Raw genomic sequence first — 22,263 nt, forward strand, 5'->3', positions numbered from 1 at the left:
ACGGCTTAAATGCTCCAGAGGATTTGCGCGAAGTAAACGACCGAACCGACCAGCCAGAGGATCGTCAGCACTTGCAGCAGCAGGCGCACGCCCACCGACTTGACGTAGTCCATCCAGATGTCGCGCACACCAATCCAGGCATGCCAGGCCAGCGCAATGAATGCAAGGGTGGCCAGGATCTGGCCAACCGGAAGAACGCCCACGTAGAAATTGAACAGCGCGGTCCAGTGCTCGTACGTGAAGGCCGGCATCATCAGGATGCCGATGAGCAGCACCAGCGTGTACACGGCCATGATGACGGCGGTGATGCGCTGGATGATGAAATCCATGACGCCGTAATGGGCGCCCACGACCAGACGCTTGGGTCCGTAGTTTTTGACGTCGGCCATTACAGCACTCCGAACAGTTTGAGGGCGAACACCAGGGTCAGCGCCAGGCTCACCCCGAAAACCACGCCGGCGCTCTTCTTGGCCGACAGCTTGTCGATGCCGATGTGCAGGTCCAGCAGCAGGTAGCGGATGCCGGCACAGAAGTGGTGCAGATAGCCCCAGATCAGGACCAGGAAGACAAGCTTGACGATCGGGTTGCCAGCGTACGCGGCCACGGCTGCGAACGTCTGCGGCGCGGCCACGCTGGCCGCGAACAGCGGCAGAATGACCAAGGGAAGACAGAGGAACAGCAGCGCGCCGCTGACGCGGTGCAGAATGGACAGCTTGCCGGCCAGGGGCAGGCGGTAGCTGGCGAGTTGCGCAATACCAATATTGCGAAACTGCGGACGTGGCTTGGCAGCGGTGTCGGACATGACGGCCTCGGTGTTTCGGAACTAGGGAATCGTTACGGCGGAAATGCCGTAGCCCTTGCGGGCAAACACGGTATTTTCGCCCAGAGATAGGGTCGGTATCAAATCGTAGGTAAAAAACTCATCAATTCAGACTATTGCGGTAGTGGTATCGATCGGTCAAGTACAACCCCCGGCGAATTTCCATGGGGCGGTCACCATACGTATAAGACACCCTATCCACCTGCAACAACGGCGTCCCGGCGGGAACATTAAGCAACGGACAGACCTCGGCCGGGGCGATCACCGCGCGCAGCTTTTCGTCCGCGCGCACCATGCTCACGCCGAATTCGGATTCGAACAGACCGTAGAGCGGCGCCTTGTTGGCGGTCAACAGCTCCAGGGTCAGTCCACGGAAGATGGATCCAGGCAGCCAGATGTCGTCCACGACGGTGGGCGTCTGCCCCATGGACAGCAGGCGGCGGATCATGACAACGGTTTCGCCGGCCCGCAGGTCCAGGGCGCGCGCGATCTCCGCGGGCGCCCGCAGGCGCCGGCATTCCAGGATGCGGCTTTCGGCCCGGCCGGCTTCGCCTTCGTCATCGGCGGCCAGGCGCAGGAAGCGGTAGCGCACGCGCGCTTCGTGGTGGGTGGCGACGAAAGTGCCCTTGCCCTGGCGGCGCAGCAGCATGTGCTCGGCGGCCAGTTCATCGACCGCCTTGCGCACCGTACCCTGGCTCACCTGGAAACGGGCAGCCAGATCGATTTCGCTGGGGATGAGTTCGCCGGGCTTCCATTCGCCGCGTTCCAGGCTCTGGACAAGCAGATCCTTGATTTGCCGGTAGAGCGGACTGAAAGCGGCCCCCTCGCCCGCCGTACGGGCGGCGCGAATGCGTAAGGAGGTTTCGGGCCGGGGCTCTGCCATGGATCTTTTTGATTGAGTCATGTTTATCCGGGGAAATGGGAAGGCGGCGCAAGGCAGCGAACCCATCCGCAATGCGCTGCTGCCGCCGGTGTTCTGGCTTGATACAGGCGCGCAACTAAAACCAGGTTGCGGCGCATTCGAATAAACGCTCTATTGTGGCATATCGGCCGGGAGGCTGTCCAACGTCTTATGTCTTATATAAGATAGAAGAGCAATTGACGGACACGTAAATTCGATCTAGGATTCAACGCTGCCCGGGCTCCGCGCCTGCCACTGTGCGCACCGCTGAATACGCCGCTGCGCACACCGTTGCACCCGCGTCGATTTCCACGCCCAACGATTACACTGATTGGTGAGATTTTTTCTCGCCAAACCATTACGGAGAACGTCCATGTCCAAGCCTGCCTTGCGTGTCGCCGTCACCGGCGCCGCCGGCCAAATCGGTTACGCACTGCTATTCCGCATCGCCTCGGGCGAAATGCTGGGTAAAGATCAACCCGTCATCCTGCAACTGCTGGAAATCCCCGACGAGAAAGCGCAAAAGGCCCTGAAGGGCGTCATCATGGAACTGGATGACTGCGCCTTCCCGCTGCTGCAAGAAGTCACCGCCCACAGCGACCCGCGCACCGCATTCAAGGACGCCGACGTGGCCCTGCTGGTTGGCGCCCGCCCGCGCGGCCCCGGCATGGAACGCAAGGACCTGCTGTCGGTCAACGCCCAGATCTTCACGGCCCAGGGCAAGGCCCTGAACGACGTCGCCAGCCGCAACGTCAAGGTCCTGGTCGTCGGCAACCCGGCCAACACCAACGCCTACATCGCCATGAAGTCGGCGCCGGACCTGCCCGCCAAGAACTTCACCGCCATGCTGCGCCTGGACCACAACCGCGCCCTGTCGCAACTGGCCGCCAAGTCCGGCAAGGCCGTCGCCGACATCGAAAAGCTGGTCGTGTGGGGCAACCACTCGCCCACGATGTACCCCGACTATCGCTTCGCCACCGTCGGCGGCGAATCGCTGTCCAAGCTGATCAACGACGACGCCTGGAACCGCGACACGTTCATCCCCACCGTGGGCAAGCGCGGCGCCGCCATCATCGAAGCCCGCGGCCTGTCCTCGGCCGCTTCGGCCGCCAACGCCGCCATCGACCACGTCCGTGACTGGGTCCTGGGCAGCAACGGCAAGTGGGTCACGATGGGCATCCCGTCCGACGGCTCCTACGGCATCCCCGAAGGCATCATCTACGGCGTGCCGGTCATCACCGAAAACGGCGAATACAAGCGCGTCGAAGGCCTGGAAATCGACGCCTTCTCGCGCGAGCGCCTGGACTTCACGCTGAAAGAGCTCCTCGAAGAGCGCGACGGCGTCAAGGACCTGCTGAAGTAAGCAGCGCACGAGTAAAGAATTGGGCCCGTTTGCGCGGGCCCAATTCCTAAGCAAGACCGAAACATAAACCTGTCCCTTTGCCCCTCGGCAAGGAATGTCGCGAAGGGGACAGATTTATTTTCCGGGCCCGCGGTAAGGTCAGGAACCAGGACGGGACACGTCCCGTCCGGGCCTGCCGCCCGCCAGTCCGCAGTCCAGTCGTTCCATCCGGGGCCCATGAAAACACCCGGTCCAAGTTACGGAGACCACCCATGTCCAGACCCGAATCCGCCGGCGCCCTCTTTCGCCGCGCACTTGCCGAAGAAAGCCCCCTGCAGATCATCGGCGCCATCAACGCCAACCACGCACTGCTGGCCAAGCGCGCCGGCTACCGCGCCATCTATCTGTCCGGCGGCGGCGTCGCGGCCGGCTCCCTGGGCCTGCCCGACCTGGGCATCAACACGATGGATGACGTCCTGACCGATGTGCGCCGCATCACCGACGTCTGCGACGTGCCGCTGGTGGTGGATATCGACACCGGTTTCGGCCCGTCGGCGTTCAACATCGCCCGCAGCGTCAAGAGCCTGATCAAGTTCGGCGCCGCCGCCTGCCACATCGAAGACCAGGTCGGCGCCAAGCGCTGCGGCCATCGTCCCGGCAAGGAAATCGTCTCCACGGAAGAAATGGCCGACCGCGTCAAGGCCGCGGCCGACGCCCGCACCGACACCGATTTCTACCTGATCGCGCGCACCGACGCGATCGCCTCGCATGGCGTGGATGCCGCCATCGAGCGCGCACTGGCCTGCGTGGAAGCGGGCGCCGACGCGATCTTCGCTGAAGCCGCCTACGACCTGCCCACCTACGACCGCTTCGTCAAGGCGGTCAAGGTGCCGGTGCTGGCCAACATCACCGAATTCGGCAAGACGCCGCTGTTCTCGGTGGAAGAGCTGAAGAGCGTGGGCGTAGGCATGGTGCTCTACCCGCTGTCGGCCTTCCGCGCCATGAACAAGGCCGCCGAAGCGGTCTACACGGCCATCCGCCGCGACGGCCACCAGAAGAACGTGGTGGACCTGATGCAGACGCGCGAAGAACTGTACGACCGCATCGGCTACCACGAGTTCGAGTCCAGGCTGGACGCGCTTTTCCAGAAAGGCAAGGCTTAAGCAAGCCCTTGTTTCCGGCGCCGCGGCAGCTGCCCGGCGCCTTGCATGCCCACCCCATAGCAACGACCATCGCGAAAGCAAGGAGTAGAGACATGAGCACGGCTCCCAAGAAGCAAGTGGCCAAGACGGACGCCCAGCCGGAAGAAAAAGCCGGCTTCAAGCCCAAGAAGTCGGTTGCGCTGTCCGGCGTCGTCGCCGGCAACACCGCACTTTGCACGGTCGGCCGCAGCGGCAACGACCTGCACTACCGCGGCTACGACATCCTGGACATCGCCGACGCCAGCGAGTTCGAGGAAATCGCCCACTTGCTCGTCCACGGCAAGCTGCCGAACAAGGCCGAACTGAAGGCCTACAAGGAAAAGCTGCGTAGCCTGCGTGGCCTGCCCGCCCAGCTGCAAGCCGCGCTGGAAGCCCTGCCCGCCGCCAGCCACCCGATGGACGTGATGCGCACCGCCGTGTCGGTGCTGGGCTGCGTGCTGCCTGAAAAGGACGACCACAACACCCCGGGCGCGCGCGACATCGCCGACCGCCTGATGGCCAACCTGGGTTCTGCCCTGCTGTATTGGTACCACTACAGCCACAACGGCCGCATCATCGACGTGCAGACGGACGACGACAGCATCGGCGGCCACTTCCTGCACTTGCTGCACGGCGAAAAGCCCAGCGACGAGTGGGTCAAGGCCATGCACATCTCGCTGAACCTGTACGCCGAACATGAGTTCAATGCGTCCACGTTCACCGCCCGCGTCATCGCCGGCACCGGCTCGGACATGTTCTCCGCCATCTCGGGCGCCATCGGCGCGCTGCGCGGCCCCAAGCACGGCGGCGCCAACGAAGTGGCCTTCGACGTGCAGAAGCGCTATGAAACCCCGGACGAGGCCGAGGCCGACATCCGCCGCCGCGTCGAAGCCAAGGAAGTTATCATCGGCTTTGGCCACCCGGTCTATACCGTGTCCGACCCGCGCAACAAGGTCATCAAGGAAGTGGCCAAGAAGCTGTCCAAGAAGGCCGGCAGCACCAAGATGTTCGACATCGCCGAACGCTTGGAAACGGTCATGTGGGACATCAAGAAAATGTTCCCCAACCTGGACTGGTTCTCGGCTGTCAGCTACCACATGATGGGAGTCCCCACCGCCATGTTCACGCCGTTGTTCGTCATCGCGCGCACGGCGGGCTGGTCGGCCCACATCATCGAGCAGCGCATCGACAACAAGATCATCCGCCCCACCGCCAATTACGTGGGCCCGGAAGACCAGAAGTTCGTGGCGCTGGAAAAGCGCAAGTAAGCCACGGCACAAGGGCGCGGACGAGGCACGGCATGGCCACCTGTATTCATTCCATGGAGAGGTACCGCTATGTCTGCCCCGATCTCCAACGTCCGTCCCGATCCCGACCTGGTTCTGGTCGATATCGCCGACTACGTCCTGAAGTATGAAATCCAGAGCGGCCTGGCGTACGAAACGGCGCGCAACTGCCTGATCGACACGCTGGGCTGCGGCCTGGAAGCGCTGGAGTATCCCGCGTGCAAGAAACTGCTGGGGCCCATCGTCCCCGGCACGGCAGTGCCCCACGGCGCCAAGGTGCCGGGCACGCAATTCCAGCTCGATCCCGTGCAGGCCGCGTTCAACATCGGCACGATGATCCGCTGGCTGGACTTCAACGACACCTGGCTGGCCGCCGAATGGGGCCACCCGTCCGACAACCTGGGCGGCATCCTGGCGACCGCCGACTGGCTGTCCCGCACCGCGGTCGCCGCGGGCAAGCCTCCCCTGCTGATGCGCGATGTGCTGACCGGCATGATCAAGGCGCATGAAATCCAGGGCTGCATCGCGCTCGAAAACTCCTTCAACAAGGTCGGCCTGGACCACGTCGTTCTGGTGAAAGTTGCCTCCACCGCCGTGGTGGCGCAAATGCTGGGCCTGAGCCGCGAGGAAGTGATCAACGCGGTGTCGCTGGCCTGGGTCGACGGCCAAAGCCTGCGTACCTATCGCCACGCGCCCAATACCGGCAGCCGCAAGAGCTGGGCGGCGGGCGACGCCACCAGCCGCGCCGTGCGCCTGGCGCTCATCGCCAGGACCGGCGAAATGGGCTATCCGTCCGTGCTGACGGCCAAGACCTGGGGCTTCTACGACGTGCTGTTCAAAGGCCAGCCGTTCCGGTTCCAGCGCCCCTACGGCAGCTATGTGATGGAGAACGTGCTGTTCAAGATTTCGTTCCCGGCCGAGTTCCACGCCCAGACCGCCGTGGAATGCGCCATGGAGCTCCATGGCCGGCTGGAAGCAGCCGGCAAAAGCGCCGACGACATCGCGAAAATCACGATACGCACGCACGAAGCCTGCATCCGCATCATCGACAAGAAGGGACCGCTGGCCAATCCGGCCGACCGGGACCACTGCATCCAGTACATGGTGGCGGTGCCGACGCTATTCGGCCGCCTGACCGCGGCCGACTACGAAGATGAGGTCGCGCGGGATCCGCGCATCGACGCGCTGCGTGACAAGATCGTCTGCGTGGAAGATCCCGCCTATACCCGGGATTATCACGACCCCGACAAGCGCTCGATCGCCAACGCGCTCACAGTGGAGTTCAAGGACGGCACGCGCATGGACGAAATCGTCTGCGAGTACCCCATCGGCCACAAGCGCCGCCGTGCCGAGGGCATACCGCTGCTGGAAGCCAAGTTCCGCACGAATCTGGCGCGCATGTTCCCAGTCCGCCAGCAGGACCGCATCCTGCAGATCTCGCTTGACCAGAAACGGTTGGAATCCATGCCCGTCCACGAATACGTCGACCTGTACGTGATCTGAGGCCTATCCGGCAAAGCCCTGCCCGCAGGGCTTTGCTTGAGGCCGCCTGGCGCGAGGGCGCAGCTTACAATGCGGCTTTCCTCGACTGGATCGCGCCATGGCCATGCTTTGGGTCAAGACCTTTCATATTGTCTTTATCGCTTCCTGGTTTGCCGGCCTGTTCTATCTGCCGCGCATTTTCGTGAACCTGGCGCAGCAATCGGACCCCGCGGTCCAGACCACCCTGCTGGGCATGGCGCGCCGCCTGTACCGCTTCACCACCATCCTGGCCGTCGTCGCAGTTGTCTTCGGCATGTGGCTGTACCTGGGTTACGGCATCGGAGTCGGCCCCGGCAATGGCTGGATGCACGCCAAGCTCTTTTTCGTCCTGCTCGTCATCGGCTACCATCACGCCTGTGGCCTGATGCTGCGCAAATTCGAACAGGGTAAAAACACCCGTTCCCACAAGTTCTATCGCTGGTTCAACGAAGTTCCCGTCTTGCTGCTCTTGGTGGTGGTGGCGCTGGTCGTCGTCAAACCCTTCTGATACCCCCTCTACCTTTGCACATTCGCCAGGATTCGTATGTCCTCTGATGAACAGGACCGCCCGCGCAAGACGCTGACGATCAAGAAAACGGCGCGTGACGCCCACGCCGCCGAGGCGCCCAAGCGCACCCGCTCGGGCGCACGCGCCCGCCTGGTGGCGCAGCAAGAGCGCACCAAGGAAAACATCGAACGCCAGAAGGATCCCGCCGCCTATCAGCGCCGCAAGGACGAGGAAGCCCGAGGCCCGCGCGGCGCCAGCCGCGGCCAGCCCTCGCGCGACGCAGCGGACCGGCCGGCTGCGAGCCGCAAGCGTCCTGACGGCCCGCGGCGCGAAGCCGAGCCAGGCGGCCGCTCCGGCCGGGTCCCTCAGCGTGCGCCGCGCCTGCGCGACGATCAGTACATCGCGCCAGCCACGCCGGCGGGGCGTTTCTACGACCCGTTCGAAGACGACGGCCCTGCCCCCGAATTCCCCGCCGAATCCGACCACGCGCTGGAGTCGGACGCCGCCGAAGCCGGCTACCCCGATCATGGCCGCGACGAACACCGCGGCAAGCGCGAACCCTCAGTAGAGGTTCGCAGCCGCCGGCCGCGCGAAACCCGCCAGGCGGAAGTGTTTCCCATCTTCGCCCCCTGCCCGCAAGGGCTGGAAGAAGCGCTGACGGCGGAAATGCAGGCGCTGGGCTTCGAGGATGCCCGGGCCGGCCGCGCCGGCTGTTCCTTTACCGCCGACTGGTCGGGAGTCCAGCGCGCCAACCTGTATTCGCGTCTGGCAACCCGCATCCTGGTACAGGTGGCGCATGCCGAGATTTCGCACGAAGACGACATCCTGGATCTGGCCCGCGACACCCCCTGGGAGCGCTGGTTCGGCGCCGAGCAGACCCTGCGCGTGGACACCTCCGCCATCAAGAGCCCGGTGCAGAGCTTGCAGTACTGCAATCTGCGCGCCAAGGACGGCATCTGCGACCGCCTGCGCGACCTGGAAGGCGAGCGCCCGAGCATCGACACGGTGCGTCCGGATGCTCGCGTGCACCTGTTCCTGACCGGACATACGGCCACGCTGTACCTGGACACCTCGGGTGAATCGTTGTTCAAGCGCGGCTGGCGCCTGGACAAGGGCGAAGCGCCGCTGCGCGAGAACCTTGCCGCCGGCATGCTGGCCTTGGCTGGCTGGGATCCGGCAGCGCCGCTGCTGGATCCATTCTGCGGATCCGGCACCATACTCATCGAGGCCGCCTGGATCGCGCTGGGCGTGCCCCCGGGCATCTCGCGTCCGTTCGGTTTCGAGCGCTTGCGCGGACACGATGCCTATCGCTGGCGCGACCTGAAGGACGACGCCCGCTCACGCATCCTGCCGCAACTGGACGCGCCGCTGGTCGGCTACGACCTGGACCCGCGCGCCATCGAGTTCGCCCGCAACAACGCCGAGCGCGCCTGGCTGACGGAAGACTCCATCCGGTTTGAGGTCGGCGATGCCCGCCACGTATCGGCACCCGCCGAGCACGGTTGGATCGTAACCAACCCGCCCTATGGCGAGCGTATGGGGACGGAACAAGATGCAGATCTTTGGCGCGACTGGGCGACCTGCCTGAAGCGCAATTTCGCCGGCTGGCAGTTGCACGTCATCACGAGCGATCTGACGCTGCCCAATCAGCTGCGCCTGAAGCCCAAGCGCCGAGTACCCCTGCATAACGGCTCGTTGGACTGCCGCCTGTTCGGCTTCGAGCTGGTCGCCGCCGGCTATCGCGACGCCTGAGGGCGCCGCGTCCGGGAGGCCCTCGCCCCACGGACGCGCCTCCCTCATCCCTCTGCCGACTTGGCACCGCCCGTTGTAAAAGCGCCGCAACATGGGCGGCGTATCTTTGCTTATGGTGTTCCCCCGCATCATTTGGGAGCATCATCGCACCAGGGTGTTGCCAATATGCACCGGCCACTTGCACAAGTTCAGGGTTAACCCCTATAATTCGGGTTATCCCTAGTAGCTAAACAAACAGTGCAAGCCCGTGGAGGCTATTGTGATCAACCCGAACAACACCATCCGCCTGACCGACGAACTCGAGCGCCAACTGATGCTCCAGGCTATTGAAGAACAATTCCGTCCGCATCCGATGCGGGCTTTGGCCGCCGGCCTGCGTAAGCTGGCCCACGGCATCCGTGCCCTGGCTGGCAAGACGAGCGCCAAGAACGCGCACTCCGCCGCCTAAGCAAGGCCCCAGGCTTTCGGCCTGAACAGTTTTCCCCTTGGGGGCTGCACAGCCCCTTTTAAGACCCGCCCTTACCGGCGGGTTTTTTTTGCCCCCACGCTGCGCGCGCGTTGCGCGCTTGCTGCCCCCCGAGGGGGCTGGCCCGCCTTGGGGCGGCCCGGCGGCGGGCCGGCTGTTCTAGCGGGGACCGAACAAGCGCTCCGGCGGACTGCGCGCGCGTTGCTTTTGCCCCCACGCTGCGCGCGCGTTGCGCGCTTGCTGCCCCCCGAGGGGGCTGGCCCGCCTTGGGGCGGCCCGGCGGCGGGCCGGCTGTTCTAGCCCGGACCAACAGCCGCTCCGCGTTGCGCGCTTGCTGCCCCCCGAGGGGGCTGGCCCGCCTTGGGGCGGCCCGGCGGCGGGCCGGCTGTTCTAGCGGGGACCAAACAAGCGCTCCGGCGGACTGCGCGCGCGTTGCGCGCTTGCTGCCCCCAAGGGGGCTGGCCCGCCTTGGGAAGGCCCGGCATTCCCGGGCATAATACGCGTCCATGACCGACGCCCTCCTCGACCAGACCCCCAACCGGCTGCGCCGGTTCGCCTGCATGATGTACGAAGCCGTGCTGCTGTTCGGCGTGGTGTTTCTGTCGGGCTACCTCCTGGACACTCTCACACAGAGCAAAAACGCGCTGGAACTGCGCGGTGCCCGGCAGGCATGGTTGTTCTTTGCCATTGGGGCGTATTTCGTTCTGTGCTGGCGCCGCCGCGGCCAGACGCTACCCATGAAAACCTGGAACATCCGTCTGGTCGACCGCGACGGCAACACCCCGTCCACGGGCCGGTTGGTCCTGCGGTACGTGCTCGCCTGGCCCCTGGTCCTGGCCGGAGCAGCCCTGGTCTGGGCAGCCGCCAGCGCCACCGGCTGGCCTTCGATGGACATGTTCATCGTCGCCGCGCCTTTCACCATCTTCATCTGGTCCTGGTTTGATCCCGACGGCCAGTTCCTGCACGACCGCATCCTGGGCACGCGCCTGCGCAACGCGCCGCAACGCAAGAAAGGCCGCTAGATGTGATCCGGCTTCCGGCTCATACACATCCTGCGACAAACAGCAACATCGTGCGGCGAATTAGCTGTTTGCTTTCAGAAAGTTGAAAGTCGACCGCAAAGACAATGGGGCCCCTTTTTTTCAGACGCCTCAGAATCCATCATGCGCGCTTTCATTTCCCGAGTTGCGCTGGCCGCCGCCAGCGCCCTGTTCCTGCTGCCCGCCGGCGCCTATGCACAGAATGCGGCGGCCCAACAGGAAATCGAGGCAGCTACGAAAGCCGCTTTCGCAGCCGCCCAGGTAGGGCCCGCGGACGTCAAGCTGGGCGACCAGGCCGTTGTACGCCTGCCGGAATCGATGTTCTTCGTGCCGCGACTGCAAGCGGACCGCCTGATGGCAGCCTATGGGAATGGCAAGGATCCTTCGCTGCTGGGCGTCGTGATGCCCAAGAGCGATGATGACGACTGGGTCATCACCGTCAATTTCGACAAAGCCGGCTACATCAAGGACGACGACGCCAAGAACTGGAACGTCAGCGAACTGCTGGACAGCCTGCGCGAAGGCACCGAAGAATCCAACGAAGAGCGCAAGAAGCGCGGTTTTCCCGAGCTGATCATGGACGGCTGGGTCGAAGCGCCGAAGTACGACAGCAACACGCAGCGGCTGGTGTGGTCGGTGGCCGTCAAGCACAAGGGCGAAAGCGCGACGGAAAACCCCACCGTCAACTACAACACCTATGCGCTGGGCCGCGACGGCTACATCACGCTGGACCTGATCACGCAGAAAAACATGGTGCCCAAGGATAAGACGGCTGTGCTGACCTTGCTGGACAACCTGAACTACGTCGATGGCAAACGCTACGCGGACTTCGACTCGTCGACCGACAAGGTGGCTGAGTATGGACTGGCGGCCCTGGTCGCCGGCGTAGCTGCCAAGAAACTGGGCCTGTTCGCCGTGATCGCCGCGTTCCTGGCCAAGTTCGCCAAGGTCGGCGTGCTGGCGGCAGCCGCGCTGGGCGGCGGCCTGTGGAAACGCCTGCGCGCCAAGAAAGCCAACCAGCAGCAGTCCTGATCGCCCGGCAGAATAACGCCTTGCCACCGGCGGCAGCCTGCCGCCGCCGGTGGCAAGACACGCCGTCACAACAGCGTCATACTGCATTCACGTTCCGGTCATGGCCGGATGGTTTCATTCCCAGGCATGAGCACAGCCCCTGGGAAAGCGACCGTGACCGAAATCCGCCCCGCGCACTGGCGCGCCCTCTGGATTTCCGATATTCACCTGGGCACCGCCGGGTGCAAGGCGGAATTCCTTCTCGACTTCCTGGACCACAACGATTCCGACACCCTTTACCTGGTGGGGGATATCGTCGACGGCTGGCAACTGCGCAAACACTGGCACTGGCCTCGGGCGCACAACGACGTCATCCAGCGCATTCTGCGCAAGGCGCGCAACGGCACCCGGGTGGTGTTCATCCCTGGCAACCATGATGAATTCGCGCGCGAGTTCGCCGGTTATGCCTTTGGCGACATCGAAATCCTGGACGAAGACGTGCACGTCACCGCCAAGGGGCTGCGCCTCTTGGTATTGCATGGCGACCAGTTCGACGGCGTCATCCAGCACAGCCGCTGGCTCGCCCACCTGGGCGACGGGCTCTACCAGTTGGCGTTGTGGATCAACCATCATTTCAACCGGCTGCGCCATCGCCTGGGGCTGCACTACTGGTCGCTGTCGCAGTATCTGAAGCACAAGGTCAAGAACGCCGTCTCCTTCATTACGGACTTCGAGGAAGCCTTGGCCGGCGAAGCCCGGCGCCGGGGCCTGGACGGCGTGGTCTGCGGCCATATCCACAAGGCCGAGCTGCGCCATGTGGGCGACATCCTCTACTGCAATGACGGCGACTGGGTGGAAAGCCTGTCCGCCCTGGCCGAGACACACGACGGACAGCTCCAGCTGCTGGATTGGGCCGCGGTCATGGCGGAACACGAGGCCGACCCAAGCAAGCGCGCACCGCGCTCGCTGACGCTGCCCGCCCTGCCGTCTGCTCTACGCCGCCAAAGCAAACACCCGTGATAACCCGTATGCGTCCCCGTTACGCAACGGGGATGTTGCAGTTCACGGCCCTCTAGGTCATGCTTGCATCTGGGGCAACGGGCGAACTGACCCGTTCACGCTGCAACATGCTCACAACATAGGGCCATGAACGACCAATATCAGGCGCTCTACCAAACATTCCGCTGGCTGGTACCCACCCAGTTCAACATCGCGGAAGCGTGCTGCCACCGCTGGGCATCCAGCAGTCCGGATGCGCGGCGCATTGCCATCTACTACGAAGATGAATCCGGCAACCGCGAGGTCTGGACCTATGCCCGCCTGGCGGAAGCGGCCAATCAGCTGGCCAACGGCCTGGTGAAAATGGGCGTGGGCCGCGGCGACCGCGTCGGTGTGGTGCTGGGACAACGCCCCGAAACCGTGGTGGCCCACATGGCCATCTACAGCGTGGGCGCCGTGGTGCTGCCCCTGTCGGCCTTGTTCGGGCCGGAAGCCCTGGAAAGCCGCCTGCGCGATTCCGAAACCCGCGTCGCCATCGTCGATCACGCATCCAGCGCCAACCTGCTCGCCGTCAGCGACGACTGCCCCAACCTGCAACAGATCATCGGCATCGGCTTTGCCGACGAGCGCGTGCTGCCCTGGCGCAGCCTGCTGGCGCGCCAGCCCAACGAATTCAAAATGGTCCAGACCCGCTCGTCGGACCCTGCCATCCTGCTCTATACCTCCGGCACTACTGGCGCACCCAAGGGCGCCCTGCTCCCGCATAGCGTGCTGATCGGCAACCTGCCGGGCTTCGTCGCGTCGCAGGACTGGTTCCCCAAGCCCGCGGACGTGTTCTGGTCGCCCGCCGACTGGGCCTGGACCGGCGGCATGATGGACGCCTTGCTGCCCACGCTCTACTTCGGCCATCCCATCGTCGGCACGCGCGGGCGCTTCTCGGTCGAGCGCGCATTCGAGCTCCTGGAACGCTATCAGGTCACCAACACGTTTCTCTTCCCCACCGCGCTCAAAATGATGATGAAAGCGGTGCCGGAACCGCGCAACCGCTATCAGCTGGCCCTGCGTTCCATCATGAGCGCCGGGGAAAGCGTGGGCGAGACCGTTTTCGAATGGTGCCAATCGGCGCTGGGCGTGACGCCCAACGAAATGTTCGGTCAAACGGAAATGAACTACGTGGTGGGCAACAGCCAGAAGCGCTGGCCTGCCAAACCGGGCAGCATGGGCCGCCCCTATCCAGGCCACAACGTCGCGGTGCTGGACGAGGACGGCAAGCCAGTGGAACCGGGCGGCACCGGCGAAATCGCGGTCAACCGGCACGATATCCATGGCTACCCCGACCCGGTGATGTTCCTGGGCTACTGGCGCAACGAAGCCGCCACCCAGGCCAAGTTCAAAGGCGACTGGTGCCTGACCGGCGATCTGGCGAAGGTCGACGCCGATGGCTACCTCTGGTATGCGGGTCGCGCGGATGACGTATTCAAGTCCGCCGGCTACCGGATTGGCCCCGGGGAAATCGAAAGCTGCCTCATTGGGCATCCGGCCGTGGCCAACGCCGCCGTCGTACCCAAGCCGGACGCGGAGCGCGGCGCCCTGGTCAAGGCCTATGTGGTGCTGACGCCCGAGTTCGCGCAGCGCGATCGCAACGACATCATCGAGAACCTGCAGGAGCACGTGCGCGAGCGCCTCGCTCCGTATGAGTACCCGAAGGAGATCGAATTCGTCGACGAACTGCCCATGACGACCACCGGTAAAATCCAGCGCCGCATCCTGCGCCTGCGCGAAGAAGAACGCTCGCGGACGGCCGCGGGCCAGACAGACGCGCTGCAGGCTCCCAAGGCCTGATAGTGCAACCGGAGACCAAGGCATGCCCATCTACCAGCTCGACGACCTGATTCCCCGCATCGACCCGGCGGCCTACGTGGCCGACAGCGCCGACATCATCGGCAACGTAACGCTGGAGGCAGGCGTCAGCATCTGGTCCAACGTGTCGATCCGCGGCGACAACGACGCCATCCTGATCAAGAGCGGCACCAATATCCAGGAGGGCAGCGTGCTGCACGTGGACGACGGCTGTCCGATGACCATCGGCCCCAACGTGACCGTGGGTCATCAAGCCATGCTCCACGGCTGTACCATCCATGAAGGCGCACTCGTGGGCATGCAGGCCATCGTGCTGAACAACGCCGTCATCGGCCGCAATTGCCTGATCGGGGCAGGCGCCATCATCCCCGAAGACCGTGTCATTCCCGACAATTCCCTGGTCATCGGCATCGGCAAGATCGTCCGCGAGCTCTCGGACGAAGAAATCGCCAATCTGCACAAGAACACCGCCCATTACGTGGCGCGGGGCCAACACTACAAGACCGCCCTGAAACGGATCGGCTGAACGCCCCCGGGCGGCAGTCCAACCCTGCTGACGGCAGGGGGAATAGGCTGGGCTGATCGGCTAACATCTCCCCATGACTGATCAGCTCAAAAAATACCTTACCGAAGACCGCAGCGTCCGCATCCAGGCCGTGCGCCTGGACGCAACCTGGAAGGCCACACAGGCCAATCACGACTATCCCCCCGCCATCACCCACCTGCTGGGCGAACTGGTGGCGGCGTCCGCGCTGTTGGCCGCCAACATCAAGTTCGAGGGCTCGCTGGTACTGCAGATCCAGGGCGACGGCCCGATTGCCCTGTTGGTAGTGGAGTGCCGCAGCGACCTGAGCCTGCGCGCGACCGTGAAGATGCGCGAAGGCCATGAAGTGCCTAGCAGCGGCGACATGCAAAGCCTGCTGAATCCGGGCGGCAACGGCCGCTTCATCGTGGTGCTGGATCCGCAGCGCAAGTTGCCGGGCCAACAGGCCTACCAGGGCGTCGTGCCGCTGGAAGGCGACACCGTGGCCGAGGCGCTGCAACATTACATGAAGGCCTCTGAACAACTGGACACCCGCCTGTGGCTGGCGGCCGATGCCGAGCATGCCGCGGGCATGCTGATCCAGCGCCTGCCGCACCATGGCGGTTCGGACACGCCGGAACTCTCCGAGCAGAACGCCGCCGAAACGTGGGACCGCGCCTGCGCGCTGGCCGGCACCATCAAGCACGACGAGCTGCTGGCCACCGACATCGACACGCTCATACACCGCCTGTTCTGGGAAGAAACCCTGGTGGCGTTCGATCCCCAGTCGGTGCGCTGGCACTGCCCCTGCACCCGGGAACGCGTGGCCAGCATGCTGCGCACCCTGGGCCAGGAAGAGGTCAACAGCATTCTGGCCGAACGCGGCCAGGTCGATGTCGCCTGTGATTTCTGCGGCAAGCCCTACAAGTTTGATTCCGTCGACTGCGCCACTTTGTTCTCGTCCGGCGCGGCGCCCGCTTCGGACACTCCTCCCACGGTCCACTGACCGGTCCGGGCGGCCCAGCCGCCAGGACCTTTCCGTCACGCCGGATTATCCTCATCGACAGGCGGCCATGCCTGCGCCAGACTGTGCAGCCATGACCGCCTTTTTTCACGCCTCCTCCGGCCGCCAAGCCGGCGCGGCCGCCCTCGAATTCGCCGTGGCGGCCACGCTGGTGCTGCTGCTGGGCCTGCTCTCGATCGAGGCGGCCCACTGGCAAGGCGTGCGTCAGATGGCTTATCTCGCGCTGATGGAAGCCGGGCGCGCCGGCGCCACCTCGCACGGCAACCCCGCGCGCATGCGGACCGCATTTTTGCAGGCCCTGCTGCCACGCTACGTCGGGGCGCACGGCCTGGCTGGCGCTCGGCGCCGGCTGGAAGCCCAGCTAACGGGACTCAGCGCCATTTCGGGCACGCATCCCTGGCGCATCGAGGTCCTGCTGCCCGACGAGCAGTCGTTCCGGGAGCATGCCCGCCCAGGACTCCAGTTACCCGCGGCGGCGGGCATGCGCGCCATCGACAACAACTATCAAGACTTGCAGCATGCGCGCCGGCCGCCGGGGCCGGCCGGCCAGACCATCTTCCAGGCCAACACGCTGAAACTGCGCCTGACCTATCTGCACAAACCGCTGCTGCCACCCTTGCGCGGGCTGCTTGCCGCGTTAAGCCACGACGGCAACAGCTATGCGGGCAACGCGCAGGCCAAAGGCCTGCTGCCCATGCGCATGGAACTGGAAACGGAGATGCACTCGCACCCGGTGGATTGGGCGCGCAGGACTCCCCAGCCCGACGGCATCGTATACGGCGGGTGCCGCAGCTTGCGCTGCGGCTGAACGAAATGGGGAATGAACAGTAACGGCGGCCGGCGTTCAGTGCCGGGCGTTAGTCTGATTGGCCGGTCTGGGCGAGGCCGCAGCCGGGCGGGCGGCCGGCGCGCTGGCGCGCGCGGGCGTGGCGGGCTTGGCCGCGGCGTCCGCTGCCAGGGACGCGCCCCCAGCCGGGGCCGGGGTGTTCTGCGGCAAAATGTGCACAAACACCTCGCCCTCGCGCATCATGCCCAGCTCGCCGCGGGCACGCTCTTCAATGGCGCCGGAGCCACCCTCGAGGTCGCGCACCTCCGCTTCAAGCGCGGCGTTGCGCGCGCGCAGGCCTTCATTGGTCTCGCGTTGCTCCGCCACCTGGCGTTGCAGATCCCAGACCTTGAACCACCCGCCCTTACCCAGCCACAGCGGGTATTGGATCAGGCCTAGCAGCACGAACAGCACCAGGAACAACAGGCGCATACGCGGGAACCCTCAGCAGTCGTGGCGTGGATGCGGCCCCGGGATTACTCCTGGAGCCGCGCTTCTCATCAACGCAGGTTGTAAAAAGCTTCCAAGCCAGGGTACGACGCGACTTCGGCCAGCTCTTCCTCGATACGCAGGAGCTGGTTGTACTTGGCCATGCGGTCCGAACGAGACAGCGAACCCGTCTTGATCTGCATGGCGTTGGTGGCCACGGCGATGTCGGCGATGGTGGAGTCCTCGGTTTCGCCCGAACGGTGCGACACGACAGCGGTGTAGCCGGCGCGCTTGGCCATTTCGATGGCGGCGAAAGTCTCGGTCAGGGTGCCGATCTGGTTGATCTTGATGAGGATCGAGTTGGCGACGCCCTTCTGGATGCCTTCGCGCAGGATCTTGGTGTTGGTGACGAACAGGTCGTCGCCCACCAGCTGCACCTTCTTGCCCAACTGGTCGGTCAGCAGCTTCCAGCCTTCCCAATCGTTTTCGGCCATGCCGTCTTCGATGGAAATGATCGGGTACTTGTCGCACCAGGTGGCCAGCAGATTGGTGAATTCCTGCGAGGACAGCGAGATGCCGCCTTCGCCGGCCAGCGTGTACTTGCCGTCACGGTAGAACTCGGAGCTGGCGCAATCCAGGCCCAAGGCGATCTGCGAGCCCGGCTCGTAGCCGGCTTCGGTGATGGCCTTCAGGATCAGCTGGATGGCGGCTTCGTGGCTGGCCACGTTGGGCGCGAAACCGCCCTCGTCGCCCACTGCCGTGGACATGCCCTGGCCGTGGATCAGCTTCTTGAGCATGTGGAAGACTTCGGCGCCCCAGCGCAGGGCTTCGCGGAAGCTGCCCGCGCCCACCGGCAGAATCATCAGTTCCTGCAGGTCCAGCGTGTTGTTGGCGTGCGCGCCGCCGTTGATGACGTTCATCATCGGCACGGGCATGCTCATGGGGCCGCTGCCGCCGAAATAGCGGTACAGGGAGAGCCCGGACTCGTCGGCGGCGGCGCGGGCCACGGCCATGGAAGCGGCCAGGATGGCGTTGGCGCCCAGGCGTTCCTTGGATTCGGTGCCGTCCAGTTCGATCAAGGTGCGATCGACGAAGGTCTGTTCCTGGGCGTCCAGGCCCATCAAGGCTTCCGAGATTTCCGTATTCAGGTTCTCGACGGCGCGCAGCACGCCCTTGCCCAGATAACGGCTCTTGTCGCCGTCGCGCAGTTCGATGGCTTCGCGGGCGCCAGTGGATGCGCCCGACGGCACGGCCGCGCGGCCCATGGCGCCGGACTCCAGCAGCACATCGCATTCCACGGTGGGGTTGCCGCGCGAATCCAGAATCTCGCGGCCGATGATATCGACGATTGCACTCATGACTTTACATTCCCTGAACGATAAACATATTCATGACGGCCGCGCCTTCGCGGGCATTGCGGGCGCGGCGGTACTGCCAGGAGTCGTAGAAAGCCTGGGCCGCGGTCATGGAGGGGAACTCCATGACGACGGTACGGCCAGGCTCACGGCCCTCGAGGTGCCTGGATTCGCCGCCACGCACCAGGATCTTCGCATCGTACGCGCGCATGGCGAGCGTGGACAGACGCTTGTAATCCTCGTATTGCGCGGGCTTGGTCACTGAGACGTCGGCGATGAGGTAGGCACTCATGGGGTTCCTTCAGAGCAGTTGCGTTGGTTTCGGTCTGGCACCGGATACGGCGAAGCCGCCAGTGTCGCGCAAGGCGGCCTGGCGACGCATATCTGATGCTAATCGGTTGTATCCGAAAGAAGCGCCGCCGTACAGGGCGGCGCTGAGGCAGCGGCCCGCGGTCCAGAAGATCCGCTTACGGAACTCCAGACCGCAGGCGCGCATTACGCCTCCTGGCCGCGGCGAGCCTTCTGCTCGATGGCGGCGCGGATATAGCTCGTGAACAACGGGTGGCCGTCACGCGGGGTGGACGTGAACTCGGGGTGGAACTGCACGCCCACGAACCACGGGTGATCCGGCAATTCCATCATTTCCGGCAGGTTTTCGCTCGGCGTACGGGCACTGATCACCATGCCGGCCTCTTCCAGGCGCGGCACATAGACGTTATTGACCTCGTAGCGATGGCGGTGACGTTCGTTCACTTCGTCGCCGTAGATGGCCTGAGCGCGCGTGCCGGACTTGATAGGCACGCGTTGCGCGCCCTTGCGCATCGTGCCGCCCAGGTCGGACGACGAGTTGCGCTTTTCGACCTTGCCCTCGCGGTCCATCCATTCGGTGATCAGGGCGACCACGGGGTGCGGCGCCGAGGGATCGAATTCCGTGCTGTTGGCGCCGCCCAGGCCGGCGACGTGGCGCGCGAACTCGATGACCGCCAGCTGCATGCCCAGGCAGATGCCCAGGTAAGGCACGCCGTTTTCACGGGCGTAGCGGATGGCGGCGATCTTGCCTTCGGTGCCGCGCTTGCCGAAGCCGCCCGGAACCAGGATGGCGTCCAGGTGCTTGAGCTGGTCGGTGCCGCGGGTTTCGATGTCTTCGGAGTCGATGTACTCGATGTTGATCTTCGAGCGCGTGTGGATGCCGGCGTGGACCAGGGCTTCCGTCAGCGACTTGTACGATTCAGTCAGGTCGACGTACTTGCCGACCATGCCGATGGTGAGCTGGTGTTCCGGATGTTCCAGCGCCTCGACCAGGTTGTCCCACATGGACAGGTCGGCGGGCGGCGGGGTGAGGCCCAGGGCTTCGCAGACGATGTTGTCCACGCCCTGCTTGTGCAGCATGGCCGGGATCTTGTAGATCGAATCGGCGTCCCAGACGGAAATGACCGCGTCCAGGGGCACGTTGGAGAACATGGAGATCTTGGCGCGCTCGTCGTCCGGGATGCGGCGGTCGGCGCGGCACAGGAGCACGTTCGGGTAGATACCGATTTCGCGCAGCTTCTGCACCGAGTGCTGGGTCGGCTTGGTCTTGAGTTCGCCGGCCGAAGCGATGAAGGGCACCAGGGTCAAGTGCACGAAGGCGGCGTTGTTGCGCCCCATACGGAGGCTCATCTGGCGGGCGGCCTCCAGGAACGGCAGGGACTCGATGTCGCCGACCGTGCCGCCGATCTCAACGATGGCGACGTCGGTATTGCCGTTCCAGGCGGCTTCGGCGCCGCGGGCGATGAAGTCCTGGATTTCGTTGGTGATGTGCGGGATGACCTGGACGGTCTTGCCCAGGTAGTCGCCGCGGCGCTCCTTGCGGAGCACGGATTCGTAGATCTGGCCGGTGGTGAAGTTGTTCACCTTGTGCATGCGAGCCGAAATGAAGCGCTCGTAGTGGCCAAGGTCCAGATCGGTTTCGGCGCCGTCTTCCGTGACGAACACCTCGCCATGCTGGAACGGGCTCATCGTGCCCGGATCGACGTTGATATACGGGTCGAGCTTCAGCATGGTGACTTGCAGGCCACGCGACTCGAGGATGGCGGCGAGCGACGCAGCGGCGATGCCTTTGCCCAGGGAAGACACCACACCGCCGGTGACAAATACGTATTTGGTCATCGTAATGAGCACCCGGGACGAGCGGGCGCGTGCGGGAAATTTGGATTATAGCCGGGCGGCGGAGGTTATTTGGGTTTTCCCCTAGCTCCGGGGCGTAACATTTGGCAGCACTCCAAATGCCGCGGAGCCCATCCCCTTGCGCGGCGGGGCCGAGCCGCGTGCTATGGTCGATCCCTAATTTTTTCTGCACTGTTGTTTCGCAACACCACGATCTCCCAGGGACTCGCCCCTTCCTACATCGATGATGACCGCTGCTCCATCTTCCGCTCTGCCCGCCCGACGCCTGGCGCTCATAGCCGTCCTGATTCAGCTGACATACACGCTGCTGGCCCATGGCTATGCCTGGTTCGGCCTGCCCCAAAGCGCCGCCATGCGGGAAGCATTGAGCACCCCGCAGTTCCTGGCGCAGTTCGCGGCCACCACTGTCGCCACGCTCGCAGTCGTCGGGCTCGTCGTCTGGAGCACCATGCACCGCTGGCTCGCGCGCCACGCGACCCAGGCCGTGGACGAACCGCGCAAGCTGTACGGCACCTTCATTTCGCTGCTGCTGCTCTTCACGCTGACCTCGTCGGCGGGCATCGCTATCCTGCAATCCCGATTGATGGAATGGCTGCTGGCCAATCGCGATGCGCTGGATGGCTGGTTCGGCCAGAGTTTCATCGGCAAGATGATCGCGCTGAATGTACTGATCAAGCTGCTGACCATCCTCACGGACATCATCGGCGCGTGGGCAGTCGTGCGTATCGCCGCCTGGACGGTGCGGCCGGCGGGCCCCGCGGGCGGGCCGGAATATGGCAGGTCGCATGCAGCCTGGATCGCCAGCCTGGTCGTGCTGATCTGGCAGTTGAACGCCTCGACCCTCGTGGGCGGCTACCTGCACGCGCAATCGCCCGAGGCGGGCGGACTGGCCTACGCGCTGGGCTATCTGGTGATGCCGGCGGCCGTGCTGGCACTTTGCGCGCGGGCCTGCCTGAAAATCCTGCCGCCTGACACGGGCCGCGCCGGCCCTTGCCGGGCGGCGATCCACGGCACCCTGGCGTTCTGGATCGCCCAGGGGCTGGGGATCGGCCTGGGCTACCTGAGCATCAAGGCCATGACCTGGAGCCAACTGGTCCGCGTCGCGCAATCGCAAATGACAGTAGCCGTCCTGCTGCTGGCGTACGGCGCGCTGCTGGTCGTGGGTTGCTGGGCAGGCAAGCTTGCCTTGTACCGCGGCGCCAACGCCCCATCGCGCCAGGCCTGAACTGGCGGGCCAGAAGAAAAGGCCGCGG

Annotated in this window: 22 protein-coding genes; 15 read left to right on the forward strand and 7 right to left on the reverse strand. The window is 64.6% G+C overall.

Annotation, left to right across the window (positions count from 1 at the left end):
* Positions 1-5 precede the first annotated feature (5 nt).
* The 3 genes from sdhD to CEY08_RS02005 form a co-directional block, all read right to left on the reverse strand.
* Positions 6-389, reverse strand: a complete 384-nt coding sequence (gene sdhD / locus CEY08_RS01995; RefSeq protein WP_013392308.1) for a succinate dehydrogenase, hydrophobic membrane anchor protein — start codon at positions 387-389, stop codon at positions 6-8.
* Positions 389-802 (reverse strand): succinate dehydrogenase, cytochrome b556 subunit, encoded by a 414-nt coding sequence (gene sdhC / locus CEY08_RS02000; RefSeq protein ID WP_013392307.1) that lies wholly within the window; start codon positions 800-802, stop codon positions 389-391. The genes sdhD and sdhC overlap by 1 nt, the downstream gene beginning before the upstream one ends.
* A 121-nt stretch (positions 803-923) precedes the next feature.
* Entirely contained in the window at positions 924-1,703 is a 780-nt protein-coding gene (locus CEY08_RS02005) for a GntR family transcriptional regulator (protein WP_042792450.1), read from the reverse strand.
* 391 nt (positions 1,704-2,094) lie between these two features.
* On the opposite strand from CEY08_RS02005, the gene CEY08_RS02010 reads away from it, so the two are divergent.
* From CEY08_RS02010 to CEY08_RS02075, 14 genes are all read left to right on the forward strand, one after another.
* Positions 2,095-3,084, forward strand: a complete 990-nt coding sequence (locus CEY08_RS02010) for a malate dehydrogenase (protein ID WP_063641901.1) — start codon at positions 2,095-2,097, stop codon at positions 3,082-3,084.
* Between the two features lie 251 nt (positions 3,085-3,335).
* Positions 3,336-4,226 carry a methylisocitrate lyase gene (prpB, locus tag CEY08_RS02015; protein ID WP_042792449.1) on the forward strand — a complete coding sequence of 297 codons (891 nt, stop codon included), beginning with the start codon at positions 3,336-3,338 and terminating at the stop codon, positions 4,224-4,226.
* 92 nt (positions 4,227-4,318) lie between these two features.
* On the forward strand, positions 4,319-5,512 hold the full coding sequence (prpC, locus tag CEY08_RS02020) for a bifunctional 2-methylcitrate synthase/citrate synthase (protein ID WP_076815772.1): 1,194 nt from the start codon (positions 4,319-4,321) through the stop codon (positions 5,510-5,512).
* A gap of 69 nt (positions 5,513-5,581) precedes the next feature.
* A complete protein-coding gene (locus tag CEY08_RS02025; RefSeq protein ID WP_076815774.1) occupies positions 5,582-7,033 on the forward strand; it encodes a bifunctional 2-methylcitrate dehydratase/aconitate hydratase in 1,452 nt (483 codons plus the stop codon).
* A 97-nt stretch (positions 7,034-7,130) separates the two neighbouring features.
* Positions 7,131-7,559: a CopD family protein gene (locus CEY08_RS02030; RefSeq protein ID WP_170946302.1), complete on the forward strand. Its 429-nt coding sequence runs from the start codon at positions 7,131-7,133 to the stop codon at positions 7,557-7,559.
* A 36-nt stretch (positions 7,560-7,595) separates the two neighbouring features.
* Positions 7,596-9,311, forward strand: coding sequence for a THUMP domain-containing protein (locus CEY08_RS02035; RefSeq protein WP_084738610.1), 1,716 nt, complete (start codon positions 7,596-7,598; stop codon positions 9,309-9,311).
* Positions 9,312-9,570: 259 nt separating this feature from the next.
* The gene (locus CEY08_RS02040; protein ID WP_006389355.1) at positions 9,571-9,759 is read left to right on the forward strand and encodes a hypothetical protein; all 189 of its coding nucleotides are present in this window, start codon (positions 9,571-9,573) and stop codon (positions 9,757-9,759) included.
* 524 nt (positions 9,760-10,283) lie between these two features.
* Positions 10,284-10,799, forward strand: coding sequence for an RDD family protein (locus CEY08_RS02045; RefSeq protein ID WP_042792446.1), 516 nt, complete (start codon positions 10,284-10,286; stop codon positions 10,797-10,799).
* A gap of 141 nt (positions 10,800-10,940) precedes the next feature.
* The gene (locus CEY08_RS02050) at positions 10,941-11,849 is read left to right on the forward strand and encodes a DUF2167 domain-containing protein (protein WP_076815776.1); all 909 of its coding nucleotides are present in this window, start codon (positions 10,941-10,943) and stop codon (positions 11,847-11,849) included.
* 126 nt (positions 11,850-11,975) lie between these two features.
* Complete coding sequence (locus CEY08_RS02055; protein ID WP_088607571.1) at positions 11,976-12,848, forward strand: UDP-2,3-diacylglucosamine diphosphatase; 873 nt, start codon at positions 11,976-11,978, stop codon at positions 12,846-12,848.
* A 126-nt stretch (positions 12,849-12,974) separates the two neighbouring features.
* Positions 12,975-14,669 (forward strand): acetate--CoA ligase, encoded by a 1,695-nt coding sequence (locus CEY08_RS02060; RefSeq protein ID WP_042792444.1) that lies wholly within the window; start codon positions 12,975-12,977, stop codon positions 14,667-14,669.
* Positions 14,670-14,691: 22 nt separating this feature from the next.
* The gene (locus CEY08_RS02065) at positions 14,692-15,213 is read left to right on the forward strand and encodes a gamma carbonic anhydrase family protein (RefSeq protein WP_042792443.1); all 522 of its coding nucleotides are present in this window, start codon (positions 14,692-14,694) and stop codon (positions 15,211-15,213) included.
* A 73-nt stretch (positions 15,214-15,286) separates the two neighbouring features.
* A complete protein-coding gene (gene hslO / locus CEY08_RS02070) occupies positions 15,287-16,216 on the forward strand; it encodes an Hsp33 family molecular chaperone HslO (RefSeq protein WP_063641910.1) in 930 nt (309 codons plus the stop codon).
* 91 nt (positions 16,217-16,307) lie between these two features.
* Positions 16,308-17,042 carry a pilus assembly protein TadE gene (locus CEY08_RS02075; protein ID WP_076815778.1) on the forward strand — a complete coding sequence of 245 codons (735 nt, stop codon included), beginning with the start codon at positions 16,308-16,310 and terminating at the stop codon, positions 17,040-17,042.
* Positions 17,043-17,078: 36 nt separating this feature from the next.
* Here CEY08_RS02075 and ftsB read toward each other — a convergent pair whose 3' ends face one another.
* The 4 genes from ftsB to pyrG form a co-directional block, all read right to left on the reverse strand.
* The gene (gene ftsB / locus CEY08_RS02080) at positions 17,079-17,492 is read right to left on the reverse strand and encodes a cell division protein FtsB (RefSeq protein ID WP_063641914.1); all 414 of its coding nucleotides are present in this window, start codon (positions 17,490-17,492) and stop codon (positions 17,079-17,081) included.
* A 68-nt stretch (positions 17,493-17,560) separates the two neighbouring features.
* Positions 17,561-18,847, reverse strand: coding sequence for a phosphopyruvate hydratase (gene eno / locus CEY08_RS02085; protein WP_042792439.1), 1,287 nt, complete (start codon positions 18,845-18,847; stop codon positions 17,561-17,563).
* Positions 18,848-18,851: 4 nt separating this feature from the next.
* A complete protein-coding gene (locus CEY08_RS02090) occupies positions 18,852-19,136 on the reverse strand; it encodes a DUF1330 domain-containing protein (RefSeq protein WP_042792438.1) in 285 nt (94 codons plus the stop codon).
* Positions 19,137-19,339: 203 nt separating this feature from the next.
* Entirely contained in the window at positions 19,340-20,992 is a 1,653-nt protein-coding gene (gene pyrG, locus CEY08_RS02100) for a CTP synthase (protein ID WP_063641916.1), read from the reverse strand.
* A gap of 241 nt (positions 20,993-21,233) precedes the next feature.
* Here pyrG and CEY08_RS02105 point away from each other — a divergent pair, with 241 nt between their 5' ends.
* Positions 21,234-22,235, forward strand: coding sequence for a hypothetical protein (locus CEY08_RS02105; protein ID WP_076815782.1), 1,002 nt, complete (start codon positions 21,234-21,236; stop codon positions 22,233-22,235).
* Positions 22,236-22,263: the final 28 nt, after the last annotated feature.

It is taken from the genome of Achromobacter insolitus (assembly GCF_002209555.1).
In the GTDB taxonomy this organism is placed as follows: Bacteria; Pseudomonadota; Gammaproteobacteria; order Burkholderiales; family Burkholderiaceae_B; genus Achromobacter; species Achromobacter insolitus.